Raw genomic sequence first — 20,709 nt, forward strand, 5'->3', positions numbered from 1 at the left:
ATCGACTCAATGCTCCACTCTCCATATCCCGGTTGCACATATATCCGACATGATACCGACCAACTTCTTCAGCTGCTACTGAATAAATTAGATCACAATGAGTGGCTGCCTGAAATGGAAGTCGACGTGCACCATACCCTGAGCCCTTTTCATCCTGCCGAAGCGGGCGGCTTGACGCTCGTGATCCTGGAGAACGCTGATCGCCTTCACCAGACGGGTGGTCTTGTCCGGGCAGCAACGGAGCTTGCGCAGGATCTTCCATACTTTGAGCTGGGCGAACGCCCGCTCCCGCGGCCGCGTAGCCGGGCATGAGCGCGGTTGGCTTGCTTCTGCGAGGCCGGCTTGTTCCTCCCTTTGTACGGGGTGAGAACTCCCGCGACGCCTTGGTAGCCCTTGTCCGCCAACGTGACCCAGCCTCCGATGACCAACTCGGTCACGATCTGCCAGATCCAGGCAGCTTTGCTGTCGTGGACACTGCCGGGTAAAGCTGGCGAGAGCCACACGATCTCGCCCTCGGGCGAGGCCAGGACCTGCACGTTCATCCCGTGTAACCGGTGTTTGCCGGAGTAGAACGGACGATCTGCGGCGACTCGGTCGATCGCGATTACGGTGCCATCCAGAATCAGATAGCTGTGACCAGCGGCTTTGGCCTTCCTCAACGACGATCTCAGGCTCGGTGCCTGTGCTGATAGCAGCGTGGTTGTTTCCTCGACGTAGTGCCAGGCGGTGCTCGTAGAGACCTCGAACCCGGCCGCGAGATCGGTGAATGGTTCACCTTTGCGCAGGTAGACCAGGACAAGCATGGCTTGTTGGCCGGGATCGAGTGCGCGCCACCGTGATCCGATCTCGCGTCGGCGCCGGCGGATCACGGCGGCGACGAAAGTGCAGGGTCGAAGATGACAACGGCAGTGCGGCACGGTAAAACAGCATGGGAAGCCTCTGGTGGACGAGTCGATGTGGTAATCAGCTCTCTTACCAGGGGCTTCGCCAGTTCGCACGCCAGGGAGGCGCCAATCATGCTGCGGGGCAACGCCGTTCAGCGGCAGGATGAAAAGGGCTCACTGAACCCATACTGCACCCGAGGTTCTATGGATGAATATTGGCGAGATATCTACCAAGCCGCAGCAGATCCAATCTTCCCGACCACCATCGAGAGAATCGCAGTAAAATTGGCCGCCATCAAGGTCCTCGGTTCCAAAAATAGAGACAATGCCCATTCGCGGACCGTTAGTCATGGAGAGAACGCTCGCTAGCCCATAGAATACACCGGCTACCGCTCCCATTTCTCCTTGACCGCCGGGCATGTCACCAGCACAGATACCGCCGGGACGACGCGCAAGCACCGCCCGCGCACGCTCGACCAGATCCGCCAATTCGACTACCGCGTGAGGACCTCTTACTGTTATTGGCACATAAAGTGCTGATGCCGTTACAATCGGCATACAGCTTCGTCAAGGCTGCGGCAATGCCAGAATATCAGCATTGCTCATTCCCGAATCTAGCAGAAGTTCCAATGCGGGACTAGAAACAACCAGGACAGCTCCATTGCCGCTTAGGCCGAAATCATCTACGGAGGCCACACCGATCGGCTTGAGCCACATCCACTCAGGCAGATCTATATCCATCCGTTCGATACCCTCCGAAGAAACGGAAGTAAGCACCTCCGAAAACTCTATACCCGTCATACCAGAGGTCTCCATTTTCTCCATAAGATCCCTAGTAACAATGAAGCATGGACTACTTTCCAAGAGCGGATCACCGAGCCAATCGTCGAACACGTACTCGAGCACGAGGACCTCCGGCGGTGTCTTTTCGAGGTTGTAGACAGTCCGCGGACCGTGACCGCCCGCTACTTCGGGTTCGATACAATAGAATTCCATCCGACTATCCTAGCCGATCACAGTGGCGGATCAAAGAAATGACCAAACGTTCTATCTATGTATGTCGCATAGTCAAGTAACTGCTGCTTGGTCGGAATGGTCCCAGCCTGCTCGTGACGGCGATAGAATCGGTTCCACGACTTGCGAATAATACTCAAGTGCACCCTGCTATTCACCGTACCCTTTGGGATGCCCCGAAGGTTTTCAAGGGAGTGCATTTCAGCATCCGAAACCACACCTGGATACTCTCCTTCGGGCGAAGGCATGCTCGACTCGAGCACGGACCTTGCGGTGAGACTTGTTGTGGGCTTGCTTCCATTCCGGCAACTCGATACCGGGTGATCGACGGTGCGGGATGATCACACCGGTGCCCTAGTAGCCGCCATCAGCGATCACGATCGCGTTGCGGCACGCGTGAGCGGCACCGGACTCGGCCCACGCTCGGCAGTCGTTGCGGTTACCTGGCAACGGTTTTCCCAGCGCGACGACCAACTCGGTGTCAGCGTCGATGACGACTTGGTGGTTAGTGGAGTACCGGTAGTTCTTACTCTGCGCGGCGACCTTGTGGTCGCGGGTCGGGACCAGGGTTTCCGTCGACGATCAACACCGCGCCGCGGGCGAACCGGGCGCGTGGTCGGAGCGCCAATGCCGGTCCCAGGTCTTCGATCACCCTGGCCGCGGCCGACTTCGAGACTTCGAACACTGCCGCGAGTTGCCGCGTTGTCAGGTTGGTTCGCCAGTATGTGGCCACCAGCAACACCCGGTCCTCGAAGCGCAAACCTCAGGGACGACCGCGTAACGGCCGGTCAGCGCCCTCGCGCCGCAACTTCGTGATCAGCCGAGCGAACGTCGCCGGCCGCAGCCCGGAGAACAGCTCCACCATCACCGGATCGGATGCCGAGATCACCACCGGTGACACGGTACCCGTTGTCGCTCAACGACTTACGGGACATCTCTTAGACCCGACCCAAACTCATCCATCCACCGTAGTTCTGCGTGCAGTCGCATTAACGGAATTCCGCACCAGGAGAGAACCTACGTCAGATTCGGCACCTTGCGATATAACAAAAACGAAATATCACTTCACAACCTCCCCCATAGCCTATGCGGCCACCTAATGGGATTTTTTCCAGCGCGGATCGATACCTTAGAAATCATCCACCAACGTCTAGCCCACCAAAGGAATTTCCAAATAAACAGGGAATTTAGGAGAATCTGAAAACGGCTCGGCGCGGGCAGTTGGACACAGCCAGCCGATTCCATCTCGCCAACAGGAATTCCAAACAAGATACTCCTTGCCCAGAGTTCCGGCTCGATCAAATAGATCGAATGATCATCGCCGACGATGCGCACACCTATAAACCGGGCGTCAACCCGAATCATAGCATCGCGGTGTTCCAATCCGTATGAATTCGAAATCTCAGACGCAATGCGGCAGAGATAATCAAGCGCTTCCTGATCCCTCCACATATTTATACCCAGCACCATCCCTAACTCCTATTCAGTCGATATTATTGGACTATATACCTATTCAGCACATCTATCGCACCTTTCGTGTGCCAACTCGTCTGAGTACCACTTCCTGTCGGAGCTTCTCCACGAAGGTACTTGGGCAAATTTGACAGAATCGGTCCCTCGACAACATCGAACGCATGGTCATTGAGTATATCATCGCGCCTAAACCGAGAGATGAAATTGGCCCACGATCCATCTGCACTTGGGAAATTCAACCGCGCCAATCGAGACATTTCGGATCGAGGGACCCGAAACTCAACGATGCCCGGAAAAGAACCGGGATTTCGATTCATAGCGCTCTGTGCATATTTGATGGCTTGGTCGTATTCGCGTGAAGTGTAGAATCCCGGCCCGAAGTCCAGCTTTCCGGGAGAGTTTCGACCAAACTGAACACCCGAACTCCTGATGATATTGGCGAATTCAGCCGTTGTTCCATGATAGAAAGTAATATTAGCATTGTTGCCACCTCGTCGCCCAAATAGCCACCGCGTATGCCATGCCGATGAGGACCTATTTACGCCATCAATCGAGACGTTTGCGGCACCGCGCGAGGAGGTACCGCCAGCCATGTTTCTAGTTCCGGCCGACACGAGAGCTCTCGAACGAGACGCAACATCAAGAGATGAGTCCAGTTTAGCGAAGGAATTGCCTGCAACCGACGCAATTTTCGCTTCGAAGGCTAGTTCTTCTGCTATCCATGAACCGATTCGAGGGCTGCCTTGGAAAACCTCTGGAACACTCGCCGAAACAGAACCGGAGGGTTGGCCTAAGCCATTCGGTCGTAGTCTTGGTGCACTTGCCGACAGTTGTACCGCCTCAACACGGTTCGGCATTAGCGGTGGCCTCAGTACATAACCTGGGGCCATTGGAGCGGGAAATGAGGTATACTTGGATGATCTAGCTCCACCCACAACGCCCGTAAGCGTATCTCCTGCGCCCAACCCGGCGATTGCGAGCTCGCGGCCGGTCAAAGAAACACCTTGAGAGGCAAGACGACTGCCGAAATACCGACTACCGATACCGACACCGAGACGCGCCCCGAGAAATGCCATTTCGGGTATACCGAAAAGGATCATGACCCCGTCGTAGACAAGCTGCCGGTTGTCTTCTGCGGACCCAGAGTCCAGGTCGAACATTTCGCCCGATACAAGAATTCCGTCGATATTTCTGAACGAGGTGTACTTGAGTCCGCCAGAATCCCATTTGCCGATACCGCGAAGGTTTCCCTGCTCATCAAAATAGGCATCGAGTTCGTACTTCGAACCGTCGGGATTCCGCATATGCCATTTCTGGATCGAAGTTCCATCCGGAATACGCACCAGCGCCTCGCGGCCGACGATCGGATTGGGGACCCACCTTCCACTCATCGGGTCGAACGTGTTTCCATAATCGGTTCCGCTGAGAGCTGCGTTGTACTCGTCCACCGGAGTTGTCGTGCCATCGGGTCGTACCACTGACCGATTGCCTAAATGGTCGGTGACGATGCTGCTCGGCTTGCCGTTCGTTCGGTCGGGAACTGTCAGTACTTCCATAGAAGGACCGTCACTACGTGTGTATTCAGTGACCGGTGTCCCGAGCAGGCTCGGCTGAAATTCTGCAGTACTGGTACGGCCATCGCTGTGCCACATCGTGGCGTAGCCGCTGGTCCCGTCTGGATTCAGCTGAATTACTTGCGCAGGCACAGTCGAACCGGGTGCTGGTTCTACGACGATGATGTTCGATTTGCTGTAGTGAACTGAATGTGAGCCGTCTGGATTCGCCGTCCAGGTAATACGATTTCCCTGTCCGTCGTCTACAGTTCGTGTCTTGGAGGTTCCGAACTTGTCGGTGATGGTGGCGTCGCGGGTGAGACCACCGGTCCCGGGCACAATTTCCGAGTGACTCTGGGAGACCACTTCACCGAATCTGTCTCGGACGGTCGTATCATTTTCACCGGTGGTTGGATTCTGGACGCCTGTAATTATCGTCTCGTCGATTCCGACCGTAACAGTTGCGACTCCCGCAAAGGTTGTCGAATCCCCCGGCGCGACCGGGATATTCTTCATGTATTCGTATATGTACGGTTTCTCGGCGAATTGAGTTTGGGCTGGAATCGGTTCTTGAACTCCAAGCATCGCTCCCGTCAGCGACCACGGCTGACTCACTGACGTCGCGGGCAGACGCGGTGCCGTCGGTTCAGCGGTCGGCGCGAGCGCAGGGCTGGTGGTAGTCGGCGCGGGCGTCGAAGTGGTCGGCGTACTTTGCGGTTGGGGGGCAGTTGGTACGGCAGCCGTATTGTTCGGAGATGTAGGCGCGGGCTGTACCGGAGTAGGTTGCTGGTTTCCGCTCCTCGGCTCCGCGACCTTCTTCTCCCCCGGATCCGCACGCGTGCCACGCGCTATCGGCTCATCGCTTACCGGCGGATCGATCTGGACCGGCCCATCGACGAAATCAATACTCGGTGGCGACTGCCGCCCGATACCGAGCAGCTCCTGCACGTTCCGAATCCGGTCGAACTGCCGCGCCGCAGAATGCGGAGTCATTCCGGCGAAGTTGTACGTCCGTGACGGACGCTCAGTTCCGCTGGACGCCTCAGACCCCAGCGGAGTCAAAGACGCCAGCCACTGCTGAAACCGAGACGGGTCATACCCCACGACAGGCTCCGGCACCACCACGGCGATACCTCCTCAGCTATCGAGAAAGCCCAACCCCCGCAAGGGGATTGGGCTTTCTCTCGATCGATGTTCAGTTGGCGGGAAGGATCAGAACGGTCGCGAAGACCGCGGCGTCACCGCCCCGATCACACTGGATTCGGTGTTCCCGTCCTCGACTTTCACCACGATGTCGGTGCTGGTCCACGGGTTCAGCGACGCGAGCCAGCGTCGACCGGCGAGCTGTCCCCAGACATTCACAACAGCGGTACTGCCCTCGGTGTAGAGGCGGGCGGTCCGGTGGCGCGGGTGGGTGTCGATGCGCAAGGTCTGACCGGCTGTCAGACGCGGCGTCTGGACCAGTCGTGGCTGTTCACCACCGACCGGGTCCAGGATCGACCAGCGCCCTGGCCCGTTCATCGTGTAGCGCGGCCAGGCCGGCTGATCCGCCGCATTGCGCAGGCGCAGAACGCCTTCACCGGTGCCGGAGGCATTGGTCCACACCATGGTTTCGTCGAAGTGCCGCTCGAGCGGATCCATCGCGGTCGCCGAGATCCGGTACATCGCGAAGCCGTTGCGGGCCGGGTCGATGTCACCGGAGGGCTCCGGCGCGGAATCGAGCTGGAACTGCTGGAATCGCCAACCCTGGTGTCGGGTGAAGTAGCCGACGGTGACCGGCTTGTCGGTTGACCAGCCTCGGAACCACGCGTCGTGCACCGCGAGGAATTCGCGCACGGGGTTGGACTCGCGTGCGACGGAGGCCGCGGAGATGATGGCGAGGAAGTCCCACTCCTTCTTCCACCGGACCGACCTCGCGAAGGTGGCACCATCTTGCCGCGCCCCTTCGGTGGTGAGCAGCTGGACCGGTGCGAACATGAAACCTGTTTGCGCCGAGAGCCTTACGCCTTCGCGGCCCGCGTTGGGACCAGCCAGGTGCCATACGCGACCGTTGTTGTCCCACACCACGATCTTGGTGTCTTGCATTTCGAGCATGTGGTTGGCCATCACCCGACTCCTCCGCGTTGCTGTGCGACCGTTTTGCGGCGCTGGACGCGGGCGATGGACATCGCGACGCTAGTGGGGTCCATGCCGTTGAAATTGAAGATGTCGCCGCGGGCGGTGTGCCCGCCGACGCCCTCGGCCAGGTCCGTCAGACCGAAGCCGGTGCCGACGAGTTCCTTGGCGGTGCTCGCCGCCCATTCGATCGGCTTGGCGACCAGGTCGACCGCCTTGCCCATCACTGTCGATCCGGCGAAGGATCCGAGCACGCCACCGATCGCGGCACCGGCGGGACCTGCGATCGCGGTGCCGAGACCGGCGCCGAGGAAGCCGCCCACCTGGCCGGCCAGATCCTGGGCCGCGCCCTTGGCTGCACCGGTGAGACCTTTGACCAGGCCGCCCGAGGAGGTGCCGGTGAGGAATCCCTGGACGCCCGCCTGCAGACCCGACCCTTCGTCGTAGTCGAATGCCTTCTGCTGCTCGTACGGTACGAGGAACTCGGTGTTGGATTCGATGCCGAGCTGTTTGGCCAGTTCACCATCGACCGAGAGCGCGTTGGAGACGGCCGGGATACCGAGTGCTCCGGCCAGCGCGCCGACGGTCGAGCCGACGTCACGCAGGGCAGTAGTGTCACTGAGTCCGAGCGATTCGCCGAAGTTCTTCGCCAACTCACTGCCGACGATCGATCCTCGATCGATGTAGTCGGCGCCTCCGTAGGTGGTCCGGTGCTCGGGTTCGGCCAGGCTGGTTCCCTGGAGGCCCTCACTGAGACTCGGCGTACGCGGCGTCGTCGCCGGTCCGAGGTCCACAGTGCCTCCGGTACCGCCGGAGAGGTAGACGACATTCGACCCGCCCCCCGAGGATCCCCCGGAGACGACGATGCTGTTCGACCCGCCGTCGGAACCACCACCGCCCGAACTCGTCGACAAGGTCGGGGCAGCACCGCCGGGTGCGACTTTGCCGCCCGACACTCCGTCCGAGAGGGTCGGATCCGAGGGCATCGTGCCGATCGCGGACTTCAACGACATCGATGCCGCGAATCCACCACCGAACCGCGAGCCGATCGTCTGACCGAGCTGCTCGCCGATCTCCGGCGCGAGCTGGCCGGCCGGTCCGAGCGCGGGCGCGATAGCCGCACCGAGCGCCGCACCGACCTGACCGCCGGCTTCGGTCGCCGAGGCGACGATTCCCGCGGACAACGCCTCGGAAAGCGCCGACAGCGGAGCCGCCGAGCCCTTGGCGGTCGAAGTCGACTCCTGGGCGAAGGCGGGCATCGCGCCCATCAGACCTTGCGGTTCCACGTTCAGCGCAGCCGTGATCGGCGGCCCATCGGTGGGGAATGGCGAGTTGGCGCCGAGATCGACCTGCACAGGTTCGGTTGTGCGACGACCGAACGGTCCGCCCGCACTCAGCACGGGCGCCAGGGCTCCGCCGAGTGCGGCGCCCGCGGTCCCCGCCGCGTCGACGGCCGCGCCGCCGATGCTGCCGAGCACATCCGCGATCAGCCCGGTTCCGAGCATCTCGCGCCACTTCTGCGGGTCGCCCATCCCCGAGTCGCCGACCAGTCCGCCGTTGGCGAACCCGGGCAGCATGCCCGCGAGGTAGCCGGCCGAGGGAACCCAGCCGGCGTTGATGGCCTCCAACAGCGGGAGCGCCCCGGCAGTCGCGGCCGCGTTGACCACGAACTCACCGTTCGACAGTCGGGCCAGGATCGAATCGCTGCTACCGGTGCCGGGTCCACGTACTGCGCCACCAGCGGCGTAACCCGCTGGTGCACTGATATTTTCGGAGACGACATTCTCGACACCGGATTCGGGCTTGGCCGGGTTGAGCAGTGTCGTCTTCGACGAGAACTTGATCAGACGAGTCTTGGTGTCGGTCGCGTCCGCGTCGGGGCGGAGCAGGTCCATCGCCTGCCCCGCGACCCGTTCCGCGATCGTGCCCGGCCCGGTGCCGAGCACATCGGACAACACACTGTCGAGCACCCCGAACAGGCCGGAGCCGATCAGGGCGTTCGGCGGGATGCGGCCATCCTTGTCGAGCAGGACCGTGTCCTCCTCCGGCAAGGTGATCGTGGCCGTTCCGCCGCCGGTGCCGCCCTCCCAGACGGCCCCGCTCGGCAGGCTGATCCGCATTCCCGGAGCCGGTGTGCCGCTCGTGGTCATCGCAAGAACGTCCGGCAATGTCATCGCCGTTGGGCGTTTCTTCTTCACAATTGGTATCCACTTTCTGCGTTCGACCGCTCCGGGGCTGCGGCCACCTACTCGTTCCAGCCGAGGAAGTCGTTCATCTGATCGAGTTCCGTTGCGGTGCCGACTCGTTCGCGGTTCGACTTCCGGCCCGGACGAGCGATCGGTTCGGGCTGATTGCGCCCGCGTCGACCGTCATCGGTTCTGGCCCAGGCCAACCACCGCAGGCTGTCGGAGACGTCCGCCAACAAATGCTCGGCGACCTTCCATCGACTGGCTTCCGGATGAATCACCCGAAGCAGCGCCGAATCGAGGGGAAGGTGCTTCACGATCGATCGCAGATCGGCCCAGCAGAGCGCGTCGGTGCCGAGCATCCGCAGCCGAAGCCCGAAGGCGATCAGGTCGTATTCGATTGCCTCGCTGTGCTCTTCGAGAAGAGCATCGAGGCTTAGGATTCCCCCAGGCTCAGCCCCGAGTGCGCGCGCCACGCCTCGAGCAGCCGGTGGTAGTCGTCGGGATCCATGTCGTCGAGCACCGCGAGCGCCTCGGGCGTCAGGTTCAGCTCGAGCAGGGTGTACATCGCGTCGACATCGCCGAGCCGACGAATTCGACGAACGAGACCCGGCTTGAGGTAGGACAGCGAAGGCAGCACGATTTCGGCGTCACCGACGAGGTAGGTGAAATCGTCCTTCACGACCGCGGGCTGGGCGATCTTGATGGGAGCAGCAGGAGAAGTCATGGGTAGCAGACCCTTTCGTTGTTCGGTGAAGGTGAATGACAGAAATAGGGAAGGGCCCAGCGGCGGCGGGCGGGCCTGCGCATAGGTGTTTTACCCGCCGCCGTTGGGGGCTTTCAATCAGGCAGTCTTGAGACCGTCATCGAGGTAGCGGTACGCCTTGATGCCGGAATCGTCCTTGAATGCCTCGACGTTGATCGTGAAGCCGGCCAGTTCGTTGGACACGAACTTCTTCTCGGTGATCGAGGAGATCTTGGCGTTCGGCAGCACGATGCGGAGCTTCTTGTCCTCGGTCTTCATGTCGAAGATCCACGAGCGACGCGGCAGGACCGCGCCGGTCTCGCGGACGTTGATCAGCTTGCCCGAGGTGGAGGTGGCCGCGGTCGCGGTCACATTGTTCTCACCGAAGATCTCGCTGAGCACGTCCTCGTCCCACACCGCGTAGAGGGTGAGGCCGAAGCGGACCGAGTGCTCGGTCTGCAGCTGGGCGATGATATCGGCGTTCCAGTCCTTGACCGTTTCGACCCGACGCTCACCGAGCGACTCGATGCCGTCCTCGGAGACGTAGCCCAGCGCGGTGAACGCGGGGGCGATGGTGCCGGCCGCGGTGGTCGGCAGGACGGTGTTGAGCGGCGCCACCAGGACACCGCCGGAAACGGCCAGGTTCGGGGTACCGGCGCCGATGAAATTGCTGGAAGGCAGAGCCATTGTTGTTATCTCCCTTGGGATTGTTGCGCAGGCCCTCGGGATGGGTACTTCAGTTCGACTCCGGAACGGAGTCAGGCGAGGACAGTGCCTCGCACAATCAGGTCGGTGACAAGTGTGTACCGCGGCGCGGCTGTCACCGGATCGGTGTCGTTCTCCATACCCGCATCCTCGACCTGGTCGCACCACACGGTGCCCAGGTAGCCGGGAGCGGCAGCACTCAGGATCGAACGCACAAGCGCGGCAAGGGTTGCCGCCGCGCCGGCGTCGTCGGTGCACTCGAGAACAACACGAGGACGATCGAGAATCAGCTGAGCGCTACGGCGCCCCTCCCGATCCTCGACATCAACTCGGGCTTTTCGGTCGTTTCTGGTAACTCGCACCATCCGGGCCGGACGCGGATCTAGGACCCGGCTGACCACAGTCGCGGTATCAGATACCGCGGCAAGTTGCGTCGTTAGATAATCGACCAAAGTTTGTTCGATATCAGGAAACAGTATTCTTTCATTCATGTCAAGTCCTTGAACAGAAATCGATCGGAACCATGATTTAGGCATGAAAAATCCCGACCGAACAACCGATCGGGATATCCATAAATATACGCGGAGCATACCTTTCGATAGAGCGAAACCCTGCGTTACCAGAAAGGAACTAGGGACACCGATCGATCAGAATCCATAGACAATCAGCCACTCAGTCTGGAACTGCTCTGGCGAAATCTGCGCAATAGAAACTATACGCTCGTCCCGCAACAGCTCCGAAGTTGACGGCCACGGATCCTCATGAGACAGGGTATACTCCCCCTCTGATGTGAGACTGGCGCTGTCGACACACCCATTAGGGAAAACCTCAACCTTTCGGTATTCGAGTCGACCTTCTCCCAACTCCAAGAACACCATAACTGGATCACGCTCAGAAACGTACTTCCGAACGATGCTGAAGTATTCGATGCCCGGTTCCTCGGGAACAAAACTAACAGCAAGACGCGAGGCGATCGCCCTATCCATTACAGGCTTATACAGATCGCTGGGACCAAGTTCCGCGTCTTTTCCCGGCCGATCCGCATACTCGGGATGCCTCCTGTCGGCAGTGTCGGCGTCCACATTGGGCAAATCATCGCCCAACTCTTCGGCAATCCACTCCGGAACGAGGGTACGTGGATATAGCTCGAGCTCCTTGACAAGATCACGAAATATTTCTTCGCCGACTTCGGGGCGCTCGTCGTATCCGAAGCTGCTCTCAAAGGAGCGGTCTGCCAACACGCTACAGCGCATGGTGAGCCACGATCCACGACCAGGAATGTACATCACATCTTTGAGTTCCCGAACCGAATTCGGAAGTCTCGCAGGTATGATAGGTGCGGGGAAATCGCCTTCACCGGAGTCGAATATAACACGTAAGAATGCACGTTCACCCACCAAGGCAAATTCGGCATCAATTCGATGCCACCCCCCATGAGCGCTACTCACCAAATCATCCGCAATGTTTCGCAACAAAGTCTGCTGCAGAATAATTGCCTGGTCGCCCGAGGTGCGATCATCTGTTGACAATTGAGTTTACCTCTTCCCATTGTCGATCACCGTGCATTCGATACCGCGTGTGATAGTACCACGGAGCACGCTCATCTCCTATCGGTCTCCTGCCTACAGAAGGAAGTCGAACCGGAGGTGCGCCGTAATCTAGAACAAGACTGAATTCGGCTAGCCCGGAACCACCATTTGATACCGACTGCCTCATCTTGGCGGTGACCTCTGCCTCCATCTGATAATACGCACCCGGAGACTGGTTCACAGCACTGCGTTGAGGCGAATAGAATGCCATTTCGGCTGGTGAGCCCCATTCATTTCGGAAGTGATGTCCAGCATCCAGTGGACGTCCCGATATTCTGCCACGCATTCTATTGAAAGCATTCTGCAAGCTTGCGGATCTCACACGATTGGCCAGAGGAACAATTCCGAGCCCTGAGCCGTACGCCTCAACGACCAAGCCTGTACGGTCGGTTCGCAACCAGAACTTTCCATTTACACGATATACTGCGTTCGGCTGCAAGTCACGGAGAATCTTGTTGCGCTTAATCGCACCAGTTGTACCACCATCCTTGTCGCGTGATCCCCATGTATCGATGAACTCCGGCGTTCCCGTCGAATTCGTATGCACATACGTTACGTTCTTACCATCATGAAACTCGTAGCGATGGCCTGGCTCCAATTTTGTTGTCACGACGTTCCCGTTTCCATCGAACGGATTCCGCAACTTTGCCTTGTCTTGAGGATTCAATAGGCGCGAAAAGGACGACACCGGCGGCCTATATCCGGGTAGCTGGCGGTAAACGTCGGAGTAGTGTGCACCGTTGGTTGATCCAGATCGGAACGGCTGAGCGGACGATGGGCGGCCCATCTGTCCTGTCGGTGTCGACCGCCCTGATCCGCCACGACTATTTCCCGAGTAGAAAGTTGCGCCACCGTTTCCAACTCGCCCGCCGAGAGCAGATGCACCCTGTTCTGCCAACTCGCGGAGCATACGCAGCCGAATTGACCTGGCGACGCTCTCGAATACCTCGACTGTCGCTGTCAGAGCATAATTTCTATTGCGGCCATGCTCGATCAAACTATTGGTGACGTCTGCCGACTGCTCTTTCAGCGAAAAGTATCCTCTAGCGTCCGTCACCGGACTTACATCTTTCGGGTTTCGACCACTGAGAGAGGCGTCCAGGCCATTGGACGGCTTCCGTCTCCCCCCTTTCCCAACTGCGTTTACTAAGTCGGCTGCTGTACCAGTATTTCGAGCCGAAGTCGTAGCGCCAGCTTTTACTGCAGGACCAAACCCTTTTATCGGTAGAAGCAATGTGGCTGCACCGAACGCCAAATCGCCAGAAGTCTTTAATGGGTGGCGTGTCGAGCCTTCCAAATCGGTATTCAGCACAGCCAAGGATCGTGCGTTAATGCTACGCTGCACTGGGATCCAAATATTACCTACAGCATCGGTGAATCCTTGGCCTCCGGAAACCCACTTGCCGAGTTGACTTGCAGCAGTAAACTGCGTCTTCAAGTCTGCGGAAACGATGCCAAACGCCGCAGCACCGATGCCGATTCCTAGGCCTAGGGTCGTACTCGAAACCGGATCCAGCCGGATGTCATCTCCAGTCATCGACCTAGAAATAGAAGGTAGATCCGGCTCGTATCCGAACTGCCCAGCGAACAGATTTATATCTGCGCCAATATTTGTCAGCTCGAACGCCGATAGGCCAACTGTCTTAACTTTGTCATGGATCCAAGTTCGATAACTCCCCAGAGAGTCAATAAGCTTTTCGGTTGTAGATCTCGTGTCCTCAGTGGGAGTGGTATCGACATCCTGCCGTGACCCGTCTGGATTTATGATGGTGTAGTGCCATGGATCCTTTACATGAATCCGCAGACCATCCTCCGCATATATCATTCTGGTGCCGTCGGAATGATCTAGATATGACGTTCTTTTACCGTCTGGATCGTAGCTATTTTCTCGGGTTACGACCCCCCGGAAGTTCCGGGACGTGCTGTGCAGCAATTTTCCGGACGAGTCTCGTATCGACTCGAAGGATCCGTCATCGGTCAGGATGATAGTGGAGTATGTGTTGCGACTGTCATTCGCAATCCAGCCGCTTATTCGCTTGTCAGATCCGATGTGTAGGTTTCGATACACCCCGGCATGGTCCGTTCCGAGAACATCGACACTCTGATCCGCGTTATACGTGCGATGTAGCCCATCGATCCCGAGATACCAACCAGTCTGATCGTGGTGCCGCTCCCCTACCAACTCGGTGTAGGACCTGCCCATTTCATCAGTGTTCGTGCGATAGGAGTAGCGATCGCTATTGCTATCGGGTATCGTGAATTCTTGCTCGCCATTATCGAGTTGCTCCGTTCCCCAGATAGTTCCCGACCGTGTATCTAGAGATACTGATTCACTTCCGCCCTTGCTGAGAATAGAGACTATCGTTGGATTCGAAGGGTCGTCACCAGGCGCCATGGTGTACTGCAGCGAATTTCCTGCACCGACACCATTTGCCCCCTCTGGAAGAATAACCGACATTGTGCCGGAGGAATTCATCCAAATCGTGTATCCCCCGTTTCCGTCAGCCACACGACGCATACTTATAACGTTGTTATCTGGAAGCGTGATTGTGGTATCAATAGTTTGCCCACCAGTCCCAGGAACGATCACATTCGTGGCAACGCCAAGCTGCGTCGTGGTCTCCCACGGAGTGCCGTCCGGCTGATCCGGTGGAGGACTAGCGACATCGAAGACAGAAGGACCCTGGTATTCCGGTGGCGTCCACTCAGAAGTCACACCTGGCTGTGCCGGCGACTTCTTCTCAGTCGGCGCTGGTGAAGTAACACCTGGCTGCTCTAGCGGTTTCTTCTCCGGTGGCGTCCACTCAGAAGTCACACCAGGCTGTACCGGCGACTTATCGTTGATGAGCGTTGCTGCCGAACTGCCGGGATATCCCGCCTGTTCTGTCAGCTTCCGCTGGGCCAGCACCCGGTCATAGGCTCGCGCGGCAGCAGCCGGATTCATCCCCGAATGGTTGAAAACCCGTGACTGCCGCTCCCGCTCACCCGACGACCCAGCCCCCAGCGGTGTCAACGACGCCCGCCATGCCGCGCCGGCACTCACCCAATCCGAAACGACATCACTCATTTCGAACCGTCCGACGCATCATCGATCCTGCGACGCAGCTCGGCCACCATCGCCGCGTACGCTTCCGACTTCGTCTTCCCCTCACACGCGATCCCCCGGGGATGAGTCGCGAACCACGCACTCCCCTCGACCTGTTTCACCGTGATCTCGTCGAAGTCGTAGAACTCCTCGACATCGGGCGTCGGCCAATTGCCTTCGGCGTCGGGCGTGATGTGCGTACCGGTGTCGAACGCGCCGGGCGCGCCGGCCGGAGTCGGGACCCACCTGATCTCCTCGAGTTCGGGATGCACCCGCACGCCTCGCTTGATCAGGTATTCCGCGACCCGGGTCGCCTGCTTGATCGAGGTCACTGTCGGCTCGGCTAGCCTGCGCCCGACCGGGCTGGTCCATGCGGGCAGGTGGATCACCGAAAGCTCTTCCGCCAGAGCGCGCACCTGCGGGTCGAGTTCGTCATCGGTTTCCGGCTCGGCGAGCTTGCCCGACATCGTCTGCTGCAAGAAGGCCAGGAACTCGGGAGTGACCAGCTGGCCGGACTCGGTCCGAACGTATTCCGGTGTCGAGGCTTCGTTGGACTTGAAGTCGACCGAACCGATGATTTCTTTACCGGACATGTGGTGGAGCCTCCCGAGCTCTGGGCATGAAAAAAGCCCGTGCCTGACGGCCGGGCTCGTGCGGGTTGTGGGTATGGAGTCAGGACAGGCCGAGCAGCGGCAGGATCACCGGGGCGAGCAGTACGGCCAGCTCGAGTAGTTCGAGAAGGACAGGAAGCATGGAGGTCACCTCCTCTCGGGCGAGGGCGATTCGAGGGCCTTGAGTCGGTCGAGAACGTCGGCCAACGCGTCGACCACCGTCATCCCGTCGAGCTGTTCCCACCCTCCGAACATCCCCGCGTCACGCTGCTGGCTACCACACAGCTGCTCGCGAATATCCTTCACATCGGACCCGATCGGGCCGCAGAAGGCGGTGATGAAATCTTGGAGTCGGGTGACTTCGGATGCGCTCATCGGAGCGTCCTTTCCGTCGATGAATGCCTGTACCTCGCGACGGAACTCGTCCATGTCGATACCGGCCGGGTCGATTTTTCCTTCGTGGGAGTACTCGCGGTGGGCCACGCAGTCCTCGGCGTCGCGGCCGATGCGGGCCAGGATGGCCGCGCAGCCGCGCTTGTAGGCGTCGAGTTGTGCTGGGGTCCAGTCGGTTCCGTCGCCGCGAGATACGGCTTCGATGCCGATCACGTGGTAGTTGGCGTTGTTGGTCGGCCAGCCGGGCCAGGAGCCGCGGCCCGCGTGCCAGCACACGCCCGCGGCGATCACGCGGTAGGTGCCGTCGCGTTCGAGGACCAGCTGGGCGAGTGGGCCGGGAAGGTCGGCGCGACCGTCCTGGACGATGCGCCAGTCGTTGCGGCCGCCGCCCGCGGTGTGGTGGCAGAGCACGCCGCGGATGTCACGGAAGTCGCCGTGGCCTCGGTCGCGCCAGCCTTGGTGCTCGATCACGTCGAGGCCGGCATCGCGCAGTACGTCGGCGAGCCACACCGGATCTCCGGTCCAGGACATGCGTTATCTCCTTGGGTGAGTGAGGTTTTGGTGGTCCCGCCCTCGCTGATGAGGGGAAGTGGCGAGGGCGGGACCTTCGCTCCTGACGCAGCGTCTGCGTCTACGACCGCGTTCCACCTGCGGGAGACGGGCGCGTCAGGAGCGGGCATGCGGCGGGCTCGAATCCCGCACTGTGTCGAGTGTTCTCCGGGGGCCGACCGCATGCGGTTCTGGGACGACGTCGAGGGTCGTCAGATTTCTTCTTGCAGGGTGGCGGGGATCTTGTACTGCGCCACCGGGGGTTCCTGGCCTGGCACATGCAGGCGCAGGAAGCCGAGTAGTTCGTCGATGTGGCGCTGAAGCGCTCGGATCAGTCGGATCGCGTCGCGGAATCGCAGGTGATCGTCGGCCGCCTGTTCCTCGAGCGCGACGACCCGCTCCCGCAACTTGGCGACTTCCCTGGCCTGCCACGCTGTCACCGCGCCGATCACGGTGGCCAGTGCCATTCCGATCGCCTGCACGAACTCAGGGCTCAACCACGTCGACATGTGCTTCACCGGCCGTTCCGGTGACCGGTGTGACAGCGGGGCGGATGAGCGCGCCGGCGATCACCGGAGTCGCCAAACCGTAAAGAGTGAGCAAGGTCTCGATCCACGCGGCATCGATCTCACGTCCCAGGAGATAGGCGAGGACGCCGGTGATCGCGACGAGTACAGATCGCACGAGCGCGGGCTCCGGGGTCTTGTTGATTCTCATAATGTGTTCCTTCCCACTACTTTTCGTGGGTGTTCAGATGCGCCCTTCGGCGACATCGCGGTTCAGCGCCTGGGCGAGTGCGCGGGCGTGGCCATGGCGGACGTAGTCGGTGGTGTGCCTGCCGTCGAACAGGTAGCCGCGAGCGAAGGCGACAGCGCCGGACCACTGCTGCCAGTTCGAGGGAGACCACCAGCGCTGCAACTGATTTCGCGTGGCGGTATCGAGCATTCGCTGCGCCCAGCGCACGGCCGCGTTCGCATTGGCGAAGCTGAAGAACGCGCTCAGGTCCGCGATGGTCCGCAGCGGGTTTCCCGCAGGCAGAGCGGTGATCGGGTCACCGGGGGCCGCCGCCCAGTAGGTGGGGATGCCGTCGATGTGCCGCTCCCCCACCACGCCGTAGCCGCCGGGATCGGTGTCGCCGAGGTACTTGCCCGCGGGGCGCCGGGGATCGGCGATCAGCGCGCAGGCGATCACCTCACGGCCGGGATGCTCACCGCGACCGATCTCGGCCGCGAGGTCACCCGCGACCGCCGCACCCTGCGAATATCCCGCGAGTACAACGAGATTCGGCGTGCGGTCGATGGCGGCGAGCAGTGCGCGCTTACCTTCGGCGACGCTTTCGGTGTAGCTCACATACGAGCCGTAGTCGGCGGGGTAGGGAACCATGCGGGCGGTGAACATCGACGTGTTCAGCCCGTCGATGAAGGCGCCGGTGACGCCGTCGCCGCCCGGGTTCCAGGTTCCGCCGACAACCAGCACGTCGATGGTGCGAGGCGATCCTTTCGGGGACCACAGTGACATGTTCGTACCTCTCCGGAACGTGGTGGAAGATCGCATTACTGCGCCAACGACAAAGCCCCCGTTCCGTTTTCACGGGACGAGGGCTGAGTGGGTCTTGATTACCGGTGGTGTCGGCCGGGCGCCAACTGGCGTAGTACGTCGCCCGAGCTGGAGGTCGGCCACAGGCACCGGTAGGGGTACTCCGACGGCATTCCGGGCAGCCAGCCAAGGCGGTCGAGCAGGTGGGGCGGTATCGCCGCGAACTCCTCGTTCGCCAGGTTCTGCAACCGCCAGCCGAGCAGGAACTCGGTGACTCCGAGCAATGCCGCGACGGTGGGAAGATCGTTGGCGACCTCCAACGCGTCACGAAGATCCGCGATGGGGATCAGGCGGTGTGCGACCACCTCGTGCACCTGCATCTCGACGCGACCGCGCCACCGGTCACCGTCGAGTGCTGCGGCGAGCTCGAGCGAATCGGCCATCTCGATGTGTGCGACAGCGTGTGCGATCACTTCGTTTCGCACATGACCGGAGAGATCCGCTTGGATCACGATCGCGCGGTCGACGACCGACCAATACGACACGAAGTCGAAGACCACCGCCGACTCCACCCGGATTCCTTGGTCGAACGCGGCTTCTTGGGCGTTGAACCCATTACGCTGCACCGGGATATTTCGTCGGCCGGGCACCGAAGCGTCCGACTCACCTTCATCACCCATGGCAATACACAACTCTCACAACTCGGAACTCAACACGACCTTCACACCATCACCACCCGACGTTGTCAGATGGCGTATGTCAGGTCACCGAGAGGTGGGACGCGTCACAATGGTCGGTCGTCGGAGCGAACGCCAACGGTCCACCGCACCAGCGATGACTTGGAGATCTTCTACACAGATATCGGCGAGGTCGACGTGGCCGACCGCCTTCTTTCCACCTGCCATCGAAGTGCCTACCCGAGGCAGGCGGCCATCTCCTTCACAAGCGGATCCCTCCCCGATCGACCTGCCGGAATCGTCGGGAGTAATTGCACCGAATGCACCTGACACAAGAAGAACCTCACCCAGCAGCCGAAATGTCGAGACTCTCGGTCGAGAGCACAAGCCCATTCTAGCGTCGACACGAACTGTGTCCCGATCAGGATCCACGGGGCCGACACTCGTCGGAGTCGAATCATGCTGCGCTAAACCACTTTTGGGCACGGCAATTCCCGCTGGCACTAGTTTGCGGCATCGCCCGCAACTTGTCAACCCTCAGTTTCGTGCGATGCGAAATCGCAGGTGGCGGTGGGTATTTCGATCGCGTGAGGCCGCCGAGTCTGCGCGAATATGGTGCGGCCTAAGCCTTTTGGACCCGTCCACCCGCTCGCACCGAAGCCCACACAACGCCAGCGGGGCGCCGGCAGTGATCTGCCGACGCCCCGCTGGGCCACTCTGTTCGCTATGCATCTTTCGTTCGCGCCCGCGATGGGAGGGCCCGGTGCGCGTCCAGAACCTCACCGACGACGAACAATTCAGGCCACTCCGCCGACCAGGGCCCCGGCACCGGGGAGATCAGACCCGCCTTGCGCAGCGTGCGGACGCGACGAGCAGTGAGCTTGCGAAAGCCGTCGCCCAACTGCTCGGCCAGCTTGCCGATGGCGGCGGCGTGCAGGCGCACGGCCCTGGCGCGCAGGACCAGGTCGGCGTCGGCAGCCGCGATCTCGGCGGGTGGGCACACGACCGTCTCCGCAGCTTCGATCGCGGCGCTGATCTCAGCCGGTGCGGTCTCCACACCTTCGGTCATGGCGAACGCAACGATGTTGCGCTGCAACCATTCCGCCATCCCCGCGATACCCGTGGCGCCGCTGTAGGCGACACCGCGCTGTTCACAAACCAACCGAACCCATGCCGCCAGGACCGATTGGAGATGGTCGGCCGCGGTGGCGGCGGCCGGATTGAACGGGAGCCGCTGTTCGCGCGCACCGTTACGGGTGCGGTAGTCCACGGTGCCGAACCGGGTCTGGCGGGTGCGCGCGTCCGCCAAATCCTCGGCAAGGTCCGGGATGTCGCCGAGCATTCTGGCCAGGTCCCGCGCATCTTCTCGATCCAGGTACAGGTGGTTGTCGTCGGCCCACCTGTCCAAGGGGGTCACACCGCACGGATCCTCCCGCGTGCGGTTCGACGCCGGAACGGCATCGTTTGGGCCCATGTACTTGCTCCTTCGGTTGATAGCGGGGCAGAGCCCCGGGCATGCCCGCTACGCGGCCGAACGGAGTGGCGCCTAGCGGGGCGATGTCGCGGAGTGACTCCTACTGGGACCCACAATCGG

General features: G+C 60.6%; 17 protein-coding genes and 2 pseudogenes. All 19 read right to left on the reverse strand.

The genetic code is table 11. The annotated features are described in order from the left end of the window. Positions 1 to 177: 177 nt before the first annotated feature. Positions 178 to 930 (reverse strand): annotated as a pseudogene (locus ACFP3H_RS09970) (transposase family protein); the annotation flags it as partial. A gap of 521 nt (positions 931 to 1,451) precedes the next feature. Continuing rightward, the gene (locus ACFP3H_RS09975) at positions 1,452 to 1,880 is read right to left on the reverse strand and encodes a hypothetical protein (RefSeq protein WP_378602914.1); all 429 of its coding nucleotides are present in this window, start codon (positions 1,878 to 1,880) and stop codon (positions 1,452 to 1,454) included. A 246-nt stretch (positions 1,881 to 2,126) separates the two neighbouring features. Beyond that, positions 2,127 to 2,763: pseudogene (locus ACFP3H_RS09980) on the reverse strand (transposase); the annotation flags it as partial. Between the two features lie 628 nt (positions 2,764 to 3,391). Further along, positions 3,392 to 6,049, reverse strand: coding sequence for a DUF3990 domain-containing protein (locus ACFP3H_RS09985; protein ID WP_378602917.1), 2,658 nt, complete (start codon positions 6,047 to 6,049; stop codon positions 3,392 to 3,394). An 87-nt stretch (positions 6,050 to 6,136) separates the two neighbouring features. Then, complete coding sequence (locus tag ACFP3H_RS09990) at positions 6,137 to 7,030, reverse strand: phage tail protein (RefSeq protein WP_378602920.1); 894 nt, start codon at positions 7,028 to 7,030, stop codon at positions 6,137 to 6,139. Further along, positions 7,030 to 9,189, reverse strand: a complete 2,160-nt coding sequence (locus ACFP3H_RS09995; protein ID WP_378602923.1) for a hypothetical protein — start codon at positions 9,187 to 9,189, stop codon at positions 7,030 to 7,032. The genes ACFP3H_RS09990 and ACFP3H_RS09995 overlap by 1 nt, the downstream gene beginning before the upstream one ends. A gap of 95 nt (positions 9,190 to 9,284) precedes the next feature. Continuing rightward, positions 9,285 to 9,701: a DUF5361 domain-containing protein gene (locus ACFP3H_RS10000; protein ID WP_378602926.1), complete on the reverse strand. Its 417-nt coding sequence runs from the start codon at positions 9,699 to 9,701 to the stop codon at positions 9,285 to 9,287. Then, positions 9,662 to 9,952 carry a hypothetical protein gene (locus ACFP3H_RS10005; RefSeq protein ID WP_378602929.1) on the reverse strand — a complete coding sequence of 97 codons (291 nt, stop codon included), beginning with the start codon at positions 9,950 to 9,952 and terminating at the stop codon, positions 9,662 to 9,664. The genes ACFP3H_RS10000 and ACFP3H_RS10005 overlap by 40 nt, the downstream gene beginning before the upstream one ends. 117 nt (positions 9,953 to 10,069) lie before the next feature. Further along, positions 10,070 to 10,657, reverse strand: coding sequence for a phage tail tube protein (locus ACFP3H_RS10010; RefSeq protein ID WP_378602932.1), 588 nt, complete (start codon positions 10,655 to 10,657; stop codon positions 10,070 to 10,072). Positions 10,658 to 10,728: 71 nt separating this feature from the next. Next, on the reverse strand, positions 10,729 to 11,166 hold the full coding sequence (locus ACFP3H_RS10015) for a hypothetical protein (protein WP_378602935.1): 438 nt from the start codon (positions 11,164 to 11,166) through the stop codon (positions 10,729 to 10,731). Between the two features lie 156 nt (positions 11,167 to 11,322). Beyond that, positions 11,323 to 12,204 (reverse strand): DUF6881 domain-containing protein, encoded by an 882-nt coding sequence (locus ACFP3H_RS10020; protein WP_378602938.1) that lies wholly within the window; start codon positions 12,202 to 12,204, stop codon positions 11,323 to 11,325. Beyond that, positions 12,191 to 15,331, reverse strand: a complete 3,141-nt coding sequence (locus ACFP3H_RS10025) for a hypothetical protein (RefSeq protein ID WP_378602941.1) — start codon at positions 15,329 to 15,331, stop codon at positions 12,191 to 12,193. The genes ACFP3H_RS10020 and ACFP3H_RS10025 overlap by 14 nt, the downstream gene beginning before the upstream one ends. Next, on the reverse strand, positions 15,328 to 15,942 hold the full coding sequence (locus tag ACFP3H_RS10030; RefSeq protein ID WP_378602944.1) for a hypothetical protein: 615 nt from the start codon (positions 15,940 to 15,942) through the stop codon (positions 15,328 to 15,330). The genes ACFP3H_RS10025 and ACFP3H_RS10030 overlap by 4 nt, the downstream gene beginning before the upstream one ends. 165 nt (positions 15,943 to 16,107) lie before the next feature. Beyond that, on the reverse strand, positions 16,108 to 16,884 hold the full coding sequence (locus tag ACFP3H_RS10035) for a peptidoglycan recognition protein family protein (RefSeq protein ID WP_378602947.1): 777 nt from the start codon (positions 16,882 to 16,884) through the stop codon (positions 16,108 to 16,110). 230 nt (positions 16,885 to 17,114) lie between these two features. After that, the gene (locus tag ACFP3H_RS10040) at positions 17,115 to 17,411 is read right to left on the reverse strand and encodes a hypothetical protein (RefSeq protein WP_378602950.1); all 297 of its coding nucleotides are present in this window, start codon (positions 17,409 to 17,411) and stop codon (positions 17,115 to 17,117) included. Then, positions 17,389 to 17,619 carry a hypothetical protein gene (locus tag ACFP3H_RS10045; RefSeq protein WP_378602953.1) on the reverse strand — a complete coding sequence of 77 codons (231 nt, stop codon included), beginning with the start codon at positions 17,617 to 17,619 and terminating at the stop codon, positions 17,389 to 17,391. The genes ACFP3H_RS10040 and ACFP3H_RS10045 overlap by 23 nt, the downstream gene beginning before the upstream one ends. Positions 17,620 to 17,652: 33 nt before the next feature. After that, positions 17,653 to 18,420, reverse strand: coding sequence for a PE-PPE domain-containing protein (locus ACFP3H_RS10050; RefSeq protein WP_378602956.1), 768 nt, complete (start codon positions 18,418 to 18,420; stop codon positions 17,653 to 17,655). A 98-nt stretch (positions 18,421 to 18,518) separates the two neighbouring features. Then, positions 18,519 to 19,118: an ImmA/IrrE family metallo-endopeptidase gene (locus ACFP3H_RS10055; protein WP_378602959.1), complete on the reverse strand. Its 600-nt coding sequence runs from the start codon at positions 19,116 to 19,118 to the stop codon at positions 18,519 to 18,521. 721 nt (positions 19,119 to 19,839) lie between these two features. Next, positions 19,840 to 20,532 carry a hypothetical protein gene (locus ACFP3H_RS10060; RefSeq protein WP_378602961.1) on the reverse strand — a complete coding sequence of 231 codons (693 nt, stop codon included), beginning with the start codon at positions 20,530 to 20,532 and terminating at the stop codon, positions 19,840 to 19,842. Positions 20,533 to 20,709 lie beyond the last annotated feature (177 nt).

The organism is Nocardia lasii (genome assembly GCF_042658545.1).
GTDB lineage: Bacteria > Actinomycetota > Actinomycetes > Mycobacteriales > Mycobacteriaceae > Nocardia > Nocardia lasii.